The following is an 18,527-nucleotide window of genomic DNA, read 5'->3' as shown; positions in this document are numbered from 1 at the left end:
TACCCCTGTTAAGGTGACAAAAGCATGACTAAGTAGGGCTTGCTGAATAAGTCTAGCGATCGAATCTAGCCGCCACACAACTTGCAAATCTTGAGGTTCTCGATCGATTTCTAAAATTATCCGCCGAGAACCCTTGCAGTGACTATTCTCTGGATTTGTTCAGCAAGCCCTAAGTAGTGAGAAGCCGAAAAGTAGCAACATGAGGATGTTTGGGGTCATACTTCTTCTTGGCGGTCGGCTTTTTAGCCCCTCGTGGAGATGATAAGAAACGTTTGAGATTTACATGACTGGCACAGTCTCGTAAAAACTCCGCCAACAACACCACATTCATCTGTGCAAAAGGTTTCCAATCATCTACTTCGATAGCAATCTCCATCCCTCTAAAAGTTGACTGGACTTCTTCAACCACATAATAATTCGACAAGCCCGATTCAATTTTTCCAGCACCATGAACATCTTTGAGCGCAGCTTTGACCGTAGAGAGAATGTTAAAAGCCATCAGTGCCATACAAAACACGAATAATGCAGCTTTGGGATAACCCAAGGTCTTGAGTTCGCAATTAAATGTATCAGTAATGACTTGGAACATCAGTTCGATTTGCCACCGCTTGAGGTAGAGATCTGCCACGATTAAGGCTGTCATCTCGGTCTCAGGCAAATCAGTTAACACTGTCACATACCAATCACCATGACGAGTTGGGTGTTTCAATTGAACCGTAATTCGGCGGACAAAAATGCCGCTGTCGAGCTGTACCTGTTGCTCGAAGAAAGTTCCACTCTCATTTTGACTTACTTCTACTCTTGGTGTTATTTCCGTCCATTTCAAACCGAGATGTTCTCGAATCACAAAACTGGCTCCACGGGTACTAATACCAGTCAAGAAATCTTTGGTGCAAAAATTTCGGTCAGCAATCCAGACTTGCCCTGGTTTGACCGTTTCTAGCACTAATGGTAACAACGACCGCTCTTGAGCGTGAGCATCTTCTTCTGGGAATACATCCACAACCATTTCCCGTTGCGGGTCTAGCACCGCGATTGCTTGTCCTGGCAATCCTCCTGCTACTTCTGGTCGCAGTACCTTGATTCGATGTTCAGTACCCCCAATATGATTCCCATCAATGATTCTGACTTCATATCCTGGCAAGATGATCTTGCTTGCTTGAGTAAATTCGGCGACCACTGATGAGAGTTGTTCGCTGCTGTAACGCACTAATGCTTGTGATAGCTTCGGTTCTAGTCCATTGATTTTGGCGTACAAGGATACTTTTGACACTCCTACCACTTTCTCAAATGCTTTGTACGCTGCGCCGACTGATGGATAAATCCCGCAGACAACTAAACTCATAATTCCCACTACACTTGAGAAGAGGAGTTCTCTGGTATATTGCCGCTCTGCGGTGTCTTCAAATAATTGTTCTAATTGCTCTGTGGCAAATATTCTTTCCATGATTGCTCTGACCATCACTGTCAAGGGTGTCTGTTCTACAAATTTTTCAAAGATGTCACTAATCATCTTTAATTCCCTCTCTGCTTAGGTTTTTAGCTTTTGAATAAAATTATACTCGGCTTTTTGCCCCATAGTACAACAGCTCACCTTAACAGGGGTAATCTTTAGCCGTAAGGGAAGTAAGCATTTCTCTTGTGGTTATTTTTATGTCTAAAATCTTGGTTGCAGATAAAAGGACTTCTTTCAACTAATTCTCAGATTTAAGCTGGTTTTGAGTAGCTAGGCCTAGTCGTCTCAAATGAAAACTCTGTTGCTTTAATCCAGTCCAATCATCGTAAAGCAGAATGGTTGCGACGGCTGTTGCCATTCAGACCATAATATCACTGTTCTTTAAACCACTCATCACGAAGAAGAATGGTTGCGACCTGTTCCCTAGTTTGGGCACTGAAACCTCACTGTCTCTTTCAACCACTCATCACGAAGAAGAATGGTTGCGACTCTATGCTGACTCCTGGGACTCTGCCATTTTCCCTCTTTCAACCACTCATCACGAAGAAGAATGGTTGCGACTGTACATTCGCAGCACCCTTTTTAGGGTATGCTCTTTCAACCACTCATCACGAAGAAGAATGGTTGCGACCGACGAAGGTTGTAAAGAGAGCTTACCCCAAAAGGGTTTGAAGCATATCGATCGCGAACCTGGTCACTCATACTTCCCGCGCTAGATCTAAATTAGAGCGATCGGTCGATCGAAATCACTTAGAAGCTATAGCTTATCTAGTTTTGAAGACTTAGCGCGAACCTCCCAGAAAAGTTACCCTTGCTGTAGGTTCGCGCTAGCTTCAAAGAATAGTTTCCACAGATGTGGATGATTTGGTAGCCACTGGGCAGTAAACCTGCATCCGTATCACTGGGGGCGCACCTAATTCCTGTCTCAAAAGACAGCAGTATCGGGACTTGCAGCTACCAGGGTCAGAAAGTAAAACGGTGTTTCTACCGTCAAACAAACCCTCATTTAGCACGTTGCAGCGGTTATTGATAACATTCAACGCGGCGCGATTAATAGTATTTCTATTCTATTTTCTAGGTGCGGAATTGGCAAGCTATGAGGTTGACCGCTTTGCGTAGGCAGATAGTGCGATTTCCCTAGCCTGTTCATTTGGACTTGCTCTGGCTGGCTGGTCGCCATACTCGATCGCGATCCCAGATTGTCCAGCCTTATTCAAAATAGCGGCACTCAGTCGGCTATAGCTCCAAGTATGAAGATTAATCCGTACTTGTTTGGCGTACTTTTTCTGTCCTTCTTTGCAATCGGGAATCTTCTGTTGTGCCATTGCATCGAGCTGACTCTGGATGCTCAAGTTAATTTGGGCTAGTTTTGGTAGAGCGATACTACCCGCACCATAATTTTGAGCTAGTTCGACGATTGCTTTAGCAAATAATCGATCGAGATGAGTGCCTAACTCTGAATTAGATAACTGACGAGATCGACCTTGTTTTTGGGCTTTGTGATTGAGTTGTCTTTGTTGCCTTTGTAAATTTTGTTGGCGGTTAAACAGTAGGTAGTTATCACCTAATAATTGTCTGGTACTGCGATATGTAAGTACTTGTTGGCTTATAACATCGACGGCGATTGCAGTTAGGGAAGATTGTAATCCAATACTAACAGCCACAATAATGTTGGACTGTCCTCGATATACAGGTTTACTAGGACGCTCGAATGGTCGCTCTAGCTTGTCCAGAGTGGATTGTAGCCGTTTGACATAATTATCTTGTGTGTCAGTACGAGCGGGCTTTTTCCTCATTGTGGCTAGCTTTTTAGCTGTACCTGCTGCGACTTCCTGCTTGACTAATTCTGTACCTTCATTGGTTAATAATCGAGTATCGAGAGTACAGGAAAGATATAAGTGATAAACATTCCAAGGTTCTCCTTTCTCGTCGATCGGCACCCAAATTAATTTAGCCGATCGCAGTAAGAAGAGGCTGCTGGTATGCTGTTTCTTGCTAGCTAACATGGTTTGGTAATCAGACAAAAATCGTTGGAAGTAGTGCAGTTGTCTCTGACCGCAGCCGATTGTAAATTCGTGTTCGCTAATACCGCCGATATGTAAGCCGATCTTTCCTTCTGGGGTAAGGAACCACATCAAGTCCATATTGCTTTCTAGAGTGATGGGAAATGGTGCTAGATCGGGTCTTTCCAGTAATTGGGACTGCCATCTTGAGGCTTCCGCATTATCGATCGGAACATTTTTAGTTGCTGATTCTAATGTTGTAAGGATTCGCTCTCCAGTGAGATCTCTTCCCTGTGGCAGGCGGTTTTCGAGTTGTTGGGTGAGGCGTTTGACTTGATTCTCGATTTTACTGCGATATTTGATGAATTTTTGGGTGTCTTCATCGGTAGTTGATGGGATCTCACAGCGATTTCTCAGGAGATAAGCGATCGCACTTCGAGTTAATGCGTCATCAGTAAGATCGTAATCTTGATACAAATTTGTGCGGAGATTGCGATCTGATTCGGCTGAATCTTCTGAAGATTGATATTGCAGCAATAATGCTTGTGCTTTATTTCTAATTTGTTCTAAATCTTGTCCGCAATCAGCGATCGATTCTTCATCGGTACGCAGCATCCTTAACCAGGATAATTTTTTTTCCAGCTTATGCTGGGTTCTTTGTTGAATTGCCAGCCAAGAATTGAATGTATAGAGGGCTGTTTTCTCCGCCGAAATATAAAATTTAGCTGGTTGGTTGCTGAATCGAGGATCTGTTTTGAGTGTCTTAGCTAATTTGGTGACTTCCGCATTTTGGAGCCTACCATTGCTGCGCCAGGTCAGAAAGTCGGAATGAAGAGCGACTAGACGCAGTAATTCGTTGACTAAAGGGGTATTGATATCGCGCATCAACTCCCACAAATATTGTCTAGCTGTTTCATCGGCAAATAGTCGGCACTGGATGGTGATTTGACTCATAAACAGTATAAAACAACTATATTCAATCATAACATAGTTGTTCTATCGTTGCCTGCGGTACGATCGATCTCATGCAGAAGCCATTTTTTACAAGCAAAGAAGCCGCACAGATATCGGGGTGTACGTTACGTCAATTGCAATATTGGCGGGAGAAGGGGACTGTCGTACCGACGATCGATTCGACAGGGACGGGACGGAGTATTTACTATAGTCCGGCTGAAGTGGTTGAGTTGGCTGTGCTGGAATACTGGTTGCGATCGGGGTTAAACCTTGAGATTGCCACTGCTGCACTTAAGCTATTGAAAGAGAAATCGTCAGATCTAATTCATACGGTATCTCAGTCCTGGCTATTTTCTTGGGATGGGCGGACAGAGTTGTTAGAGATGGTTGAGTTTGATGAGTCAAAGGCGATCGAGTGGTTGAGGACTAAACGGGTCGTCATTCCGTTTGGTCTGGATGTCTCTCTGATGTACCTTTAGGTATTCCAGGAACGTTTACTTCAAACTAAATAGGACGTATCGATCGAACTTTCCATGTATGGCAATCTTTACGTGGAGTGTGTATATGGTTAAGATTGGGGTACTTGGATTCTGGCACGCACAAAACGCCCAGTCATCCCGATCGAATGTTCGTACCAAAAAATAGTTATTGTGACTACTCCCAACCAAAACCCCGAACAAATTGCTAGAGACAAAATTGATGCCATGCTGCAAGCGGCTGGCTGGGTGGTGCAACCTAAGCGCAAGATTGATTTAGCTCAGGGGCGAGGGGTCGCTGTGCGGGAATACCAAACCGATGTTGGGCCTGCTGACTACGTGCTGTTTGTCGATAGAGTAACCGTCGGCGTAATTGAGGCAAAACCTGCCACAGAAGGGCATCGCCTCACAGTTCATGAAGCCCAGACTGCTGGCTATGCTACGGCTAAATTAAAGTGGGTGAATAATCACGAACCGTTACCATTTTTGTATGAGAGTACGGGGACGATTACCCAGTTTACCGACAGTCGCGACCCCAAGCCCAGGGCGCGAGAAGTGTTCCATTTTCATCGTCCTGAAGAATTAGCTCACAAGATCGGTTTACCGACCTTGCGGACGCGGTTGCAGGGGTTAGAGTTGCTGAATCCAGATGGTTTACCAGCGACGGCGTTGAAGTTGCGGGATTGTCAGGAAACGGCGATCGCAAATCTCGAAGCCTCATTACGCAGAGGAGACAGGCGGGCGTTGATTCAGATGGCGACGGGGGCGGGAAAAACCTTTACGGCGATTACTTCGATGCACCGTTTGCTCAAGTCACCAGTGAAGGCGGGGCGGGTGTTGTTTTTGGTGGATACCAAGAATTTGGGCGAGCAAGCCGAACAGGAGATGATGGCTTATCAGCCGATCGATAGTAATCACAAGTTTTCCGAGCTATACCCAGTACAGCGTCCGACTTCGCCTTTTATTGCCGAGAGCAGTAAGGTGGTGGTTTGTACGATTCAGCGGATGTATGCGATTTTAAAGGGTGAGAATTTGGATGAGGCGGATGAGGAAGTAAATCCGGCTGAGAAGTACTTTAAGCGGACTCAGCCTTTACCTGTGGCATATAACGCGAAGATTACGCCGGACTTTTTTGACTTTATTTACATTGATGAGTGTCATCGATCGATTTACAATATCTGGCGGCAAGTAATCGAATATTTCGATGCGTTTTTAATTGGGCTAACGGCGACACCAGATAGTCGCACATTCGGTTTTTTCAATAAAAATGTCGTGTCGGACTATAGCCACGATCGGGCTGTAGGCGATGGGGTGAATGTGGGGAATGAGATTTATGAGATCGAGACGCGGATTACGCAGCAGGGTGGGACGATTGTAGAAGGGCAACAGGTAGAGAGGCGAGAACGGCTAACACGCCGGAAGCGTTGGGAGCAAAGCGATGTGGATGAAACCTATACCGATAATCAACTCGATCGATCTGTAGTTAATCCCGACCAAATTCGGACGGTGGTAAGGGAATTTCGAGATCGATTGCCAGAGATTTTCCCCCAGCGGACAGAAGTACCTAAGACGTTGATATTTGCCAAGACTGATAGCCATGCAGATGACATTATTCGGATGGTGCGGGAGGAGTTTGGGGAGAGTAACGATTTCTGTAAGAAGGTGACGTATAAGGCGGCGAAGGATCGAGTCGATACGGATGGTAATGTCATCGAGCATGGAGAAGATCCCAAGTCGATTTTGGCGCAGTTTCGGAATGGCTACCATCCGCGAATTGCGGTGACGGTGGACATGATTGCCACTGGGACGGATGTGAAGCCGTTGGAGTGTTTAGTATTCATGCGAGATGTCAAGAGCCGTAACTATTTCGAGCAGATGAAGGGGCGGGGGACGCGGACACTGGGGGAGGACGATCTAAAAAAGGTCACACCTTCGGCGAGAACGGCGAAGACGCACTATGTCATTGTCGATGCGGTGGGAGTAACCCGATCGCTCAAAACGGGCTGTCAACCGCTAATTACGCGCCCATCGTTGCCATTCAAGGATTTGGCGATGGGAGTGATGATGAGGGCGGGCGATCCTGATACGTTATCGTCCTTGGCGGGAAGGTTAGCGCGGTTGAATCAACAGCTTACACCGGAGGAACAGGAGCAGATTGCAGCGGTGAATCGGGGCGTAGGTGTGCCCGATATCGTCCGCCAGTTATTAGACGCGATCGATCCTGATGTGGTAGAAGCGCGGGCGGTGGAGGGTTTAGCTGCGGGGGCGGTACCGGATGAGGCACAATTAGCAGCGGCGCAGTTGGTGTTATGTCAGGAGGCAGGGCGGTTATTTACGGGAGAAGCGATCGATCTGATGGAGCGGATTCGGCGCGATCGCGAGCAGACGATCGACCATGATAATTTGGATGAGGTGGTGAAGTCGGCTTGGGCTGTGGATAGTCAGGCACAGGCGGAGACTTTGGTGCAGGAGTTGGGGGATTATTTACGGGAGCATCAGGATGAGATCGAGGCGTTGCGGATTTATTTTCAGGAGCCACACCGACGGCGAGAGGTAACATTTGGGATGATTCGATCGGTGATGGAGCGGTTGAAAGCCGATCGGCCACGATTGGCTCCGGTGAATGTGTGGCAAGCGTATCAGCTTTTGGAGGATTGTCCTGACAATCCGGTGAGTGAGTTGACGGCGTTAGTGGGGTTAATTCGACGAGTGGCGGGGATTGACGGGGCGTTGGTGAGTTATGAGGCGGTGGTACGGCGGAATTTTCAGAATTGGGTGATGCGGACTCATGCGGGAGGCGGGGTGAAGTTTAGTGAGGCGCAGATGGAGTGGCTGCACATGATACGGGATCATGTGATGAGTTCGTTTCATTTCGAGCGGGACGATTTGGATATGTCCCCGTTTGACAGTCGCGGTGGTCTTGGTAAGATGTATGAGCTATTCGGCGATGAGCTGGATAAGCTCATTGATGAGTTAAATGGGGAATTAGTGGCTTGATGGAATCACAAGAAAATCTTTCTATTGGATGGTCTTTATGTAGTTTGGATGACTTGCTGATTCAATTATCTAACGGTGTAAATGTCAAGCAATTTGATGAAAAAGTTGGTCTTCCAATTAGCCGAATTGAAACTATCTCTAATGGAAATATAAATTTTGAAAGAGTTAAATATATTATCGAAAATGATCAAGACTTTGTTGAAAAATATTCGTTGCACAAAGGTGATATTCTTTTCAGCCATATTAATAGTGATTCGCATTTAGGAAAAACAGCTTTATTTTCAGATCGGGCTGGTAGTCTAATACATGGAACTAATCTCCTTCTGGTGAGAAGTAGTGCTGAAATCGATAGTCGATTCCTCAATTATCAATTTCAATATTTACGGGCTAAAGGTTCGTTTATGGAAATAGCCCAGCATTCAGTAAATCAATCTTCGATAAACCAATTTAAGCTTAAGCAAGTTAGTTTTCTTATCGCCCCTTATAACGAGCAACGTCGAATCGTTGCCAAAATCGAGGAGCTTTTCTCAGAAATCGATAAGGGTGTAGAGAGCCTGAAGACAGCTAAAGCACAATTGCAGGTATATCGACAGGCATTGCTAAAACATGCCTTTGAGGGCAAACTTACCGCTCAATGGCGATCGGATAATCCCGATAAGGTAGTACCCGCTGAAGAGTTATTGAGATCGATCGAGCAATCCCGCGAGGAACGCTATCAACAGCAGCTAACCGACTGGCAAACAGCCGTTGAGAAATGGGAATTTAATGGGAAAGAAGGGAAGAAGCCTAGTAAGCCAAATAAACTTCATTTACCAATTCCAATCATCGTAGATGATGAAAACCTTGTTAAGGAAACTCCTCCTGAATGGCTCTGGTTGAAATATGGTTCTATTTGCGAAGTTGTAAGGAATGGTATATCGAAAAAGCCTGAAGGTGATATAGGAACAAAAATATTTAGAATTAGTGCAGTTCGTCCGATGCTTTTCGAGATGAATGACTATCGATTTATTGATAATGAAGATGGTGAATTTGACCGATACTATCTAAATTATGGAGATCTCGTCTTCACTCGTTATAACGGATCTGTAAGATATGTCGGTGTCTGTGCTGAGTACAGAAGTAATGAACCAAGACTTTTTCCAGACAAGTTAATTCAAACTAGACTGATTGCAAACAGTATTAAATCATCTTATATCGAGAAAGCTGTTAACTGTGGTGAATCTCGAAAATACCTTGAATCAAAAATTAGAACAACTGCGGGTCAATCAGGTGTTTCTGGTGAAGATATTAAAGGGATTCCAGTACCCATTTGCTCGGAATTAGAGCAGAACGAAATACTAAATATTATTGAAGAGCAGCTTTCCATTGCTACCCAGAATGAGGAAATTATAGATTTGAGTCTGAAGAAAGCCGAAGCACTTCGTCAATCCATTCTCAAAAAAGCCTTCTCAGGTCAACTCGTCCCCCAAGATCCCACCGACGAACCCGCCAGCGAACTGTTAAAGCGTATCCAAGCCGAAAAAGCCGATCGAGAAGCCCAAACCAAACCCGCCAAAACCAAACGCAAAACTACCGCCGCATCATGACCACTTTTGACAGCACCAAACGATCCCTCCCCGATATTCTCACCGACATCACCAACGGCAAAATCCAACTCCCCGACTTCCAACGCGGCTGGATTTGGGACGATGACCACGTTCAAAGCCTCCTCGTCAGCATCGCTCGATCCTTCCCCATCGGAGCTGTCATGCTCCTCGAAACAGGCGGTGACGTGAAGTTCCAAGTTCGCCCGATCGAACAAGTCACCTTCGAGCAAAACATCCCCACCGCCGAATCCCTGATCCTTGACGGTCAACAACGCCTCACCACCCTCACCCAAGTCCTCAAAATTGATAAACCCGTCAAAACTAGGAACAGTAAAGGCAGAGCGATCGATCGATTCTACTACTTCGATATCAACACCGCCCTAGAAGGTGCTGACAAAATCGAAGATGCGATCGTTGCCGTGGAGATCGATCGAAAAGTCAAAACCAACTTCGGCAAAGACATCAAACTCGACCTCTCCACCCGCGAACTTGAGTGTCAAAACTTCTACTTCCCCTGCACCGAAATCATCAACTCCGATCGCTGGGAAGAAAGCCTCTTGGAGATTGCGCCCGACAAATTCCCAATCTATGCGCGTTTCCGCAAACAGATCCTCAACGCCTTCCGCAGCTATCAACTCCCGATCATTGAACTCAAGAAAGAAACCAGCAGAGAAGCCATTTGCTTGGTCTTTGAAAAAGTCAACACTGGCGGCGTGCCCCTCTCCGTCTTTGAGCTAATCACCGCTACCTACGCCGCCGACAGCTATAACCTGCGAGCTGACTGGTTCGGCAGCAACATTCCAAAAGTCTCTTCTCGCCGAGATCGAATTCATCAAGAACCATTGCTCACCGCGATCGAAGCCACTAACCTCCTAGAAACCATCACCCTGCTGCACACCTACGAAAAACGTCAGCAAGATATCGCCGAGGGTAAAACTGGCAAACAAATCGCCGCAGTCAGTGCCAAACGCTCCGCCATCCTGTCATTACCGCGATCAGCCTATCAACAATGGGTCGATAAAGCCGAGAAAGGATTCATCACCACCGCTCAATTCCTCCGCCAGGAATGCTTCTACTCCGTCAAAGATCTTCCCTACAGCACCCAAGTTCCCGCCCTAGCCGCCATTCTGACCCATTTACAAGATGATAAATGGCGTACCCCGATCGTCAATAACAAATTGAGACAGTGGTTTTGGTGTGGAGTCCTGGGCGAACTATATGGCGGTAGCATCGAAACCCGCATCGCCAATGACCTTGAAGAAGTCCTCGCCTGGATTAAAGATGATACCGCAGTGCCCCGCACCATCTCAGACGCAATCTTCCAACCCGATCGGCTTCGTACCCTCCGTTCCCGCCAAAGTGCCGCCTACAAAGGCATCAATACCCTCGTCCTCCGAGCCGGAGCCGAAGACTTTTACTGGAAAGCCAACATTAGCAACCTAGAACAGGATGAAGTGGCGATCGATATTCATCACATCTTTCCAGTCAAATGGTGTGAGAGGAACGGGATTGAGTCCAAAACTTATAACTCGATCGTCAATAAAACCCCTATTTCCAGCAAAGCTAACAAAAAAATTGGCGGTAATGCTCCCTCTAAATATCTAGCCGGACTCCAAGATGATAAAAAAGTACAGCTCAATGACCAAGCGATGAACGCCATTTTAGCCGGACACCTCATCGATCCAGCCGCCATGCGATCGGATGACTTCCGAACCTTCTTCGATCGCCGCTTTGAAGCACTGCTCACCATCATCAGTGAAGCGATGGGCAAAAAAATCGACTTTGAAACCCCCGCCGAACCCGATCTAGACAACGAATCCGAACCAATTGAAGGAGCTGCATTATGAATACATCCGCGATCGTTGCTAAAGTTTGGAGCTACTGTCACGCCCTCCGCGACGACGGCGTAGGGTACGGTGACTACCTCGAACAACTCACCTACATGATCTTCCTCAAAATGGCCGACGAATATAGTCAGCCACCCCACAACAAAAAACTCGGAATCCCCGACGCATACAACTGGAATAGCCTCACCAGCAAAAGCGGCTCCGAACTCGAAACCCACTACAATACCCTCCTCCGCAAACTCAGCACCGCCGCTGGTATCCTCGGACAGATTTTTGTTAAATCCCAAAACAAAATCCAAAACCCCGCCATGCTCTACAAGATCGTCAACATGATTGACGGTGAGAAATGGACAGTCTTAGGCGCAGACGTAAAGGGTGACATCTACGAAGGACTGCTAGAGAAAAACGCCGAAGACACCAAATCCGGTGCAGGTCAATACTTCACCCCTCGCGCCCTGATTGCTACGATGGTCGAATGTGTCCGTCCCCAGCCTGGGAAATCGATCGCCGATCCCGCTGCGGGGACTGGAGGCTTCTTCCTCGCCGCCTACGACTTCCTCAGCAACCCCAATAATTACAACCTCGACAAAGACCAAAAGAAATTCCTCAAATTCAACACCTTCACAGGTAACGAAATCGTCCCTGGCACCCGTCGCCTTTGCCTGATGAATATGTTCCTCCACAACATCGGCGATATTGACGGCGATGTCCCCGTCTCCGCCAATGATGCCCTGATTGCCGACGATGGTAAACGCTTCGACTACGTTTTAGCAAATCCCCCCTTCGGTAAAAAAAGCACCACCACCATCACCAACGCCGAAGGCGAAGAGGAAAAAGAAGATTTCGTCTACAATCGTCAAGACTTCTGGACGACTACTAGCAACAAACAACTCAACTTCGTCCAACACATCCGCACCCTGCTCAAATCGACAGGGCAAGCCGCGATCGTTCTCCCCGATAACGTCCTATTTGAAGGCGGCGCAGGCGAAAAAGTCCGCCAAGAACTCCTCAAAAACACCGAACTCCACACTATCCTCCGCCTCCCTACAGGCATCTTCTACGCCAATGGTGTCAAAGCCAACGTCCTCTTCTTCGACAACCACCCCGCCAGCAAAGATCCCTGGACAAAAGAGATCTGGATCTATGACTACCGCACTAACATCCACCATACCCTCAAGAAAAAACCCCTCACGATCGCCGATCTCCAAGACTTCATCACCTGCTACAACCCCCAGAATCGAGCAGAGCGCCAAGAAACTTGGCACCCCGAAACCAACCCCGAAGGTCGATGGCGCAAATATGCCTATAGCGACATCATCACCCGCGACAAAACCAGTCTCGATATCTTCTGGCTCAAAGACAAAAGCCTTGCCGATCTCGAAAACCTCCCCGAACCCGACGAACTCGCCGCTGAAATCATCGAAAACCTGGAAGCTGGCTTGAACAGCTTTCGGGATGTATTAGCTGCCCTTGGTACCTCTAGCGTGGGTTAATCGAGCTATTTTCCTTGCGGAAAGGTCTGCTAATGCTCAAGCGATCTTAAAGTTGTCACGATGACGCTCGATCGCTTAAATCGATTTCTGACTCCCCGCCATCTCTGCAAAAGTCGTAAAACACCGCTGACACCAAGCATCCACCCACAAAGCCGGAACCTTAAACCGCGCCCCACACTTAGGACATTCCGATAACAGCCTTAATTGATGCTTGTGACATCGATCGACACTCTTCAATTGCCACTCAATCCGATGATGTGGCGACTCCCCATAACAAGCCCCACACAACCGAATCGGCTCCATCTTCATCCCCATCCCCACTGGAGGTAACATCTCCATCAATCTCTCCACCTCAACACCCACAACTTCAGCTACAGCAGCCAATTGACTCGGCGACGGTGGTGGATTAAACCGAAACTTTTCCCATCGAGCAATTATCGCTCCACCAAATCCAGCCGCTCCAGCCAAACCCCCTGGAGTCAGATCGTTCGATCTACGAAACCGACCCAGAAAATGACTTAAACTTTCTCCTGGCAAAGGTTCGATCTGAAACAACCAAGCTTGAACCTCTTCGACTTCCATCATCGATACTCCTCTGTAACTTCCTTTAAAGTCTTCAGATCTATTTTTGGCAAACCCTTCTTTAGCGATCGAATTGCCGCCTCTCGCAGAATCATATCCATCAACCCGACATAACCACCAGTAGCCTCACCCAGCGTCTTGATCATTGTCTTCCCCGTCAGATTTGAAGGAGTCGGCAGCCGCAACACTTGCTGCTCCCAAATCTTCACCGTCCGCTCAAAGTCTTCCCCCGACAACTTCCCAAACCGATAACAAGCCCGAAACCGATTATAAACTTGTTCATCTCGCTTAATCACCGCATCCAATCGATCGGTACCTACCAAAATCACCGAAATCTGTAAATTATCAAAGATATCCCGTACCTCCGCAAAAGTTTTTGGTTTAAATCGATCGGCTTCATCGATAATCAACATCTCCACCTGACACCCCTTCATCACACGCAACGTGCGATCGCGCATTTCCGCCACAGTCCCCTTCGTCACTTGATACTTCAAATGACCCAAAATCACCCCAAATAACTCCTTCGCACCACATTCTTGAGGTACTTGCAGATAAATCACAGGGACAGTCGGTGGTTTCCCCGCTATTTGTTGAGGTTTATTCCTCAACCGATAGGCATCACACGCCATCGTTTTGCCCGTTCTAGACTCTCCTACCACTCTTCCCGATTGACGAGACTGTCGCTTCCCTTCGAGCCAGTCATGGGCGATTTGTACCTGATGGAGTGGGATAAAACCTTTCCGATTCAATCGTTCGATCGCCTCCTGAACTTCAGCAGTCATGGCAGGCAGATTTCCTAGTTGCTGGGCAACAGTTGTAGCAGTCGGATCGCTCATATTTTTAGAATCCATAATCTTGACGCATTTCCTCGTAATCAACCAATGCAGGCATTTCCCACTCTGTCTCCGTCTCAGTGATTTCTATATCTGTTTCATCATCTACTTGTGTCACAGATACAGATACCTCCTGTACTTGCTTGACTTTTGCCTGTTCTGACTTTTTCCGTTCTTTTTGCGTCGGCTTTTGATTTACGAATATGTCTCGATCTCGTACTTCCGCTAAGATCGATCGATTAGTAACCTCCTTTCCTTTATCCCGTATCTTCCGACTCATCGCTTTTACCTCATCTAGAGACAGTTCTTCCGTCTCCAAATCTTGAGCATGAGCGCGGGCTAAAAATACTTCATTTTCTCCCTCACGACGATAAATTAGGATTGTCGTAATATCTCTGGGATCGAACCGAACGACCACACTCTCACCCCCATAACCGCCCAAATTGTCCCCCCGATACATCAAGTTTTCAAATTGCAGATAGCCACCCCGCTGAATCTGTCGTCTGGCTTGTTTCATCAGACAAATATCCAGTTCCCGTTCCGAGAGCAGTTTAGGCATCGCAATCAACCCTGATTCCCACCGTTGGAACCTAGTTTGGTCGCCCATTCTTGCATCTAGTCGCTGATTATAGTTATCCACCAAATAGCGCACCACTCGTCGTTCCAACTCCCGCAGCGTCAAACAAGCATCAGCTTCAGCAGTTTCTGGTCGTTGTTGCACATTCGATCCGGTATATCCTGGCAAAAGAGAGAACAATTCGGTGTTAAGAGTCCCAAACGGACGCTCGACGCTACCGCCTTCAGATGGTCGATCTCGCAAATGGCACGGAAACCCCAATTGCACCCCGACTTGTTGAAGATGATCCGATCGAAAATCCTTCCCACCATCAGTATAAAAATGCTGCGGCAACCCGTAAGTTCCCCATTGCTCATGTAGCCCATATTCCACACCATATTGCTTGGGCAGAATCGCGTGACGCAGTGCCAATGACACTACTTGAGAACTCGGCGCATCGTAGCCCAAATTAATTCCCACAATGCACCGCGAATAACTATCGATTACCGTAGTCAACCACGGACGACCTAATAATTTACCCTCTGAATCTACCAGCAGCACATCGGCTGGCGTATGGTCACACTGCCAAACTTGGTTACTATGCTCGATCGTTAAATCCAGTCCATCACGAGTTTTGACCGATAACCGCTCACCCCGCCACCCAGGACTACGAATACTTTTTGCCTTCTCTTGTCGATCGATAATTGGTTGCAGTATCCGATAGACAGTCATGTGAGATGGTGGCTTGACATCCAATTCATCTGCCCGTGCCTTCACCCGAATGAACACCTGTTGACGAGTCATCCGCTTACTGCCCTTATTCCCCGCCTCATAAGTCTTGAGAATAAACTCCTGCCAATCTTCATCGACTCGGTAGGTACCTTTATCTGTCCGTTTCGTCTCAGTCAGTCCAACTAAACCATCCTGCTCCCATTTTTTTACTAACCGTCGAATTGTTCGTTCAGATTTATCTAACTTGACAGCAGCTTCTTTGAGTCTTGCCGCGTAAACCTGCTTATTCTCCGCTGCCATTAAACTTTCGATTACCGCCAACTTCATTTGAGACTCTAGCGATAATGCTGAAGGAATTACTGGAGCATTAGCATCTGTTTCTGTTGTAGCGGCGAACGCTTCTGCGCCCTTCACGTTCGAGCTGGGACGATTGAGAATTGAGTCATCATTATAAATAGGCATAGTCAATTGATTATTAACACCACTTTCAGTATAAAACAACTATGTTAAATTAGTGACAATTAATATGTTAACTTTTTAGTCATTAATTTGGGCTGAAAACCAGTAGAATAGAGACAAGCAACTAAAATAGCTCCTTCAAAAATATTGTGGCGATCTCGGTAATAATGGTCTATCTGGTAATTGGCGCTTAATTTGTTAATTATCTGGAAATAGACACTGAATCTGTTAAATGCACTGAACTGTGTTATTTTTGCAGTCGAGATATTCAAATCAGCTCTAACCGTTATTTATTAAGCTTTACAGCCTAGTATAAAAAGGATGACATTAATTTGTTAAGTGGACAAATAATTAGTGAATGTACAAATATCGATTGGATTCGGGCAAAACTGTCAGCGGCGAGATATTCACTATTCCTCGCCGCTATTTTTATAGATGGTGTAGAACAGTTGGAAGCAGAGATCGCTAACCGAAATCTAAACTAGGATCGGGCGATCGCAAGTAATAAATATTATGTCAAATCAATCGATCTGTTTAAGCGATCCTCTCTATCAATATCTCATCGCTAATTCTGTCCGAGAAGCAGATATATTAACCAAACTTAGGGAAGAAACGGCACAACGTCCCCTGGTAGATATGCAAATTTCACCAGAGCAAGGTCAATTGATGGGATTATTGGTACAGTCGATCGGTGCTAAAAAATGTCTGGAAGTAGGCGTATTTACCGGATATAGTTCCTTAGTAGTAGCTTTGAATCTACCAGATGATGGTCGATTGATTGCTTGTGATATTAGTGATGAATTTACCTCGATCGCGCGGAGATATTGGCAAGCAGCAGGGGTATCTGAAAAGATTAGTCTGCACATTGCGCCAGCATTAGAAACACTCGATCGATTGCTAGCTAATGGCGAGTCGGATACCTTTGACTTTGCTTTTATCGATGCCGACAAAAATAATTATGCTGCTTATTACGATCGCTGTTTTAAATTAGTACGTCAGGGTGGATTGATCTTAGTTGATAATGTACTTTGGTATGGCAGAGTCGCCGATCCAGCTATGAATGGAGATCCCCGTACTCAGGCAATCAAACAAATCAATCAGCAGATTTATCATGACGATCGAGTCCAGATTAGTTTAATCCCAATTGGTGACGGATTGACGATCGCCAGAAAGAAGTAAACAAAGCCGACATCGCCCCAACGGCTTTGAGACTTCGGGCGAATGTGGTTAATTAGTCGAACGTTGAAGATTGCGTGGATCGAGGGCATCTCGCAAACCGTCACCAAGCAGATTGAATGATAGTACTGTGAGAATGATTAATAGTGCTGGCGGCCAAATTAACCAAGGTTGAAAAATCAGAATAGACGTATTAGTCGCGACTGAAAGTAGATTGCCCCAAGATGGATCTGGCGGTTGAATTCCCAAACCGATCAAACTTAATACTGACTCAGAAACGATAAAACTGGGAATAGCTAGAGTTGCTGAAATAATCAAATAAGTAGCAGTCTGTGGGATGACGTGACGGATAATAATGTAAAACGGTTTAGCACCCATCGCTCGTGCTGCTTGCACGAATTCCCGTTCCTTAATCGATAATACTTGACCGCGAATCACTCGTGCTAGCCCTGCCCAACTAATGAATGAGGTGATGACAATAATTAGTAAAAAGCGTTGCGAACTACTAACCCTGTCGGGTAATACTGAAGCTAGAGCAACTAAGAGATAGAGACTCGGTAAAGTCATCAATACTTCGGCTACCCGCATAATAGCTGCATCGATCCAGCCCCCGAAATAGCCGGAAATACCGCCTAAAATCATCCCAATGGGAAAAGATATCATAACTCCAATTAGACCGATAAACAGGCTAATTCTACCCCCATAGATCAGCCGACTGAATTGGTCTCTACCTTGTTCGTCGGTGCCCAGGAGATTGATTTTGCCCGGACCTGTTGTCCCAAATAAATGCCAATCACAAGGAATTCCAGCGAAAATCGCGATCTCCTGAGCGTCAGATTTAGTTCTCACAACTGGGGCTTTGTCCTTACTTCTCTTACTCGTAGCCGGATCGAATTTTGGGAGCATGGGAATACTCACCGCCAAGAGTCGATAACTAGAACCACGGACGAAGAGGTTAATTGAAGATGGCTGAGTTTTGTCGATCTTGAGTAGGCGATCGCCTGTGTTAATATCTGTTTGACCCTGTGTAGTTGGGTAAACATGCGGCCCAATCCAGCTACCCTGAGGATTTGTCCAATAAATAGCCGTCGGTGGCAACAGAGAGCCATCATCTTGAGCTACATAAGGATCGTACGGAGCCATGAACTCCGCTGCGATGACTGTCAGATACATCAAGATTAGCGCGATCGCACCCACTCTTGCCAATCCATTCCGTTGTAGTTGTTGCCACCAATTCATGTTAGGGGTAAGGGGGTAGGGGATAGGGTTAGACGACAGCAGATCCTGTCTACACCTGACATTAAATATAGATTCACGATCGATAATGCTCAGAGATTGCATCCCCGATCTCTCGAACGAGTCGGGGAGATGCGATCG

At 46.4% G+C, this 18,527-nt stretch carries 12 protein-coding genes and 1 CRISPR repeat array; of the genes, 6 read left to right on the top strand and 6 right to left on the bottom strand.

Translation table 11 applies throughout. From position 1 onward, the window contains the following. Window positions 1–169 precede the first annotated feature (169 nt). On the bottom strand, window positions 170–1,513 hold the full coding sequence (locus ACEW9J_RS26165; RefSeq protein ID WP_373547990.1) for a transposase: 1,344 nt from the start codon (window positions 1,511–1,513) through the stop codon (window positions 170–172). A 257-nt stretch (window positions 1,514–1,770) separates the two neighbouring features. Continuing rightward, window positions 1,771–2,087: direct repeats of the CRISPR family, unit length 32 nt; unit sequence AACCACTCATCACGAAGAAGAATGGTTGCGAC. A gap of 463 nt (window positions 2,088–2,550) precedes the next feature. Further along, a complete protein-coding gene (gene cas12k, locus ACEW9J_RS26160) occupies window positions 2,551–4,413 on the bottom strand; it encodes a type V CRISPR-associated protein Cas12k (protein WP_373547989.1) in 1,863 nt (620 codons plus the stop codon). A 71-nt stretch (window positions 4,414–4,484) separates the two neighbouring features. On the opposite strand from cas12k, the gene ACEW9J_RS26155 reads away from it, so the two are divergent. From ACEW9J_RS26155 to ACEW9J_RS26135, 5 genes are all read left to right on the top strand, one after another. After that, entirely contained in the window at window positions 4,485–4,892 is a 408-nt protein-coding gene (locus ACEW9J_RS26155) for a MerR family transcriptional regulator (RefSeq protein WP_373547988.1), read from the top strand. Window positions 4,893–5,117: 225 nt separating this feature from the next. After that, complete coding sequence (locus tag ACEW9J_RS26150; RefSeq protein WP_373547995.1) at window positions 5,118–7,886, top strand: DEAD/DEAH box helicase family protein; 2,769 nt, start codon at window positions 5,118–5,120, stop codon at window positions 7,884–7,886. Beyond that, complete coding sequence (locus tag ACEW9J_RS26145) at window positions 7,886–9,472, top strand: restriction endonuclease subunit S (RefSeq protein WP_373547987.1); 1,587 nt, start codon at window positions 7,886–7,888, stop codon at window positions 9,470–9,472. Before ACEW9J_RS26150 ends, ACEW9J_RS26145 begins: the two co-directional genes overlap by 1 nt. After that, window positions 9,469–11,319, top strand: coding sequence for a DUF262 domain-containing protein (locus tag ACEW9J_RS26140; RefSeq protein WP_373547986.1), 1,851 nt, complete (start codon window positions 9,469–9,471; stop codon window positions 11,317–11,319). Before ACEW9J_RS26145 ends, ACEW9J_RS26140 begins: the two co-directional genes overlap by 4 nt. After that, window positions 11,316–12,812 carry an N-6 DNA methylase gene (locus ACEW9J_RS26135; protein WP_373547985.1) on the top strand — a complete coding sequence of 499 codons (1,497 nt, stop codon included), beginning with the start codon at window positions 11,316–11,318 and terminating at the stop codon, window positions 12,810–12,812. Before ACEW9J_RS26140 ends, ACEW9J_RS26135 begins: the two co-directional genes overlap by 4 nt. 75 nt (window positions 12,813–12,887) lie before the next feature. Here ACEW9J_RS26135 and ACEW9J_RS26130 read toward each other — a convergent pair whose 3' ends face one another. Genes ACEW9J_RS26130 through ACEW9J_RS26120 form a run of 3 tightly spaced genes read right to left on the bottom strand, consistent with a single transcriptional unit; the run spans window position 12,888 to window position 15,842 of the window. Continuing rightward, window positions 12,888–13,394 carry a TniQ family protein gene (locus ACEW9J_RS26130; RefSeq protein WP_373547994.1) on the bottom strand — a complete coding sequence of 169 codons (507 nt, stop codon included), beginning with the start codon at window positions 13,392–13,394 and terminating at the stop codon, window positions 12,888–12,890. Further along, entirely contained in the window at window positions 13,394–14,245 is an 852-nt protein-coding gene (locus ACEW9J_RS26125; protein ID WP_373547984.1) for a TniB family NTP-binding protein, read from the bottom strand. The genes ACEW9J_RS26130 and ACEW9J_RS26125 overlap by 1 nt, the downstream gene beginning before the upstream one ends. Next, a complete protein-coding gene (locus ACEW9J_RS26120) occupies window positions 14,235–15,842 on the bottom strand; it encodes a Mu transposase C-terminal domain-containing protein (RefSeq protein WP_373547993.1) in 1,608 nt (535 codons plus the stop codon). Before ACEW9J_RS26120 ends, ACEW9J_RS26125 begins: the two co-directional genes overlap by 11 nt. Before the next feature lie 645 nt (window positions 15,843–16,487). On the opposite strand from ACEW9J_RS26120, the gene ACEW9J_RS26115 reads away from it, so the two are divergent. After that, window positions 16,488–17,153, top strand: a complete 666-nt coding sequence (locus tag ACEW9J_RS26115) for a class I SAM-dependent methyltransferase (protein WP_373547983.1) — start codon at window positions 16,488–16,490, stop codon at window positions 17,151–17,153. A 48-nt stretch (window positions 17,154–17,201) separates the two neighbouring features. Here the strand turns inward: ACEW9J_RS26115 and ACEW9J_RS26110 are convergent, their stop codons facing one another. After that, window positions 17,202–18,389, bottom strand: coding sequence for an ABC transporter permease (locus tag ACEW9J_RS26110; protein ID WP_373547982.1), 1,188 nt, complete (start codon window positions 18,387–18,389; stop codon window positions 17,202–17,204). Between the last annotated feature and the right edge of the window lie 138 nt (window positions 18,390–18,527).

The organism is Chamaesiphon sp. (assembly GCF_041737865.1).
Lineage (GTDB): Bacteria > Cyanobacteriota > Cyanobacteriia > Cyanobacteriales > Chamaesiphonaceae > Chamaesiphon.
Note: the sequence above shows the minus strand (reverse complement) of the source record. Positions and strands in the feature narration are given on the sequence as shown.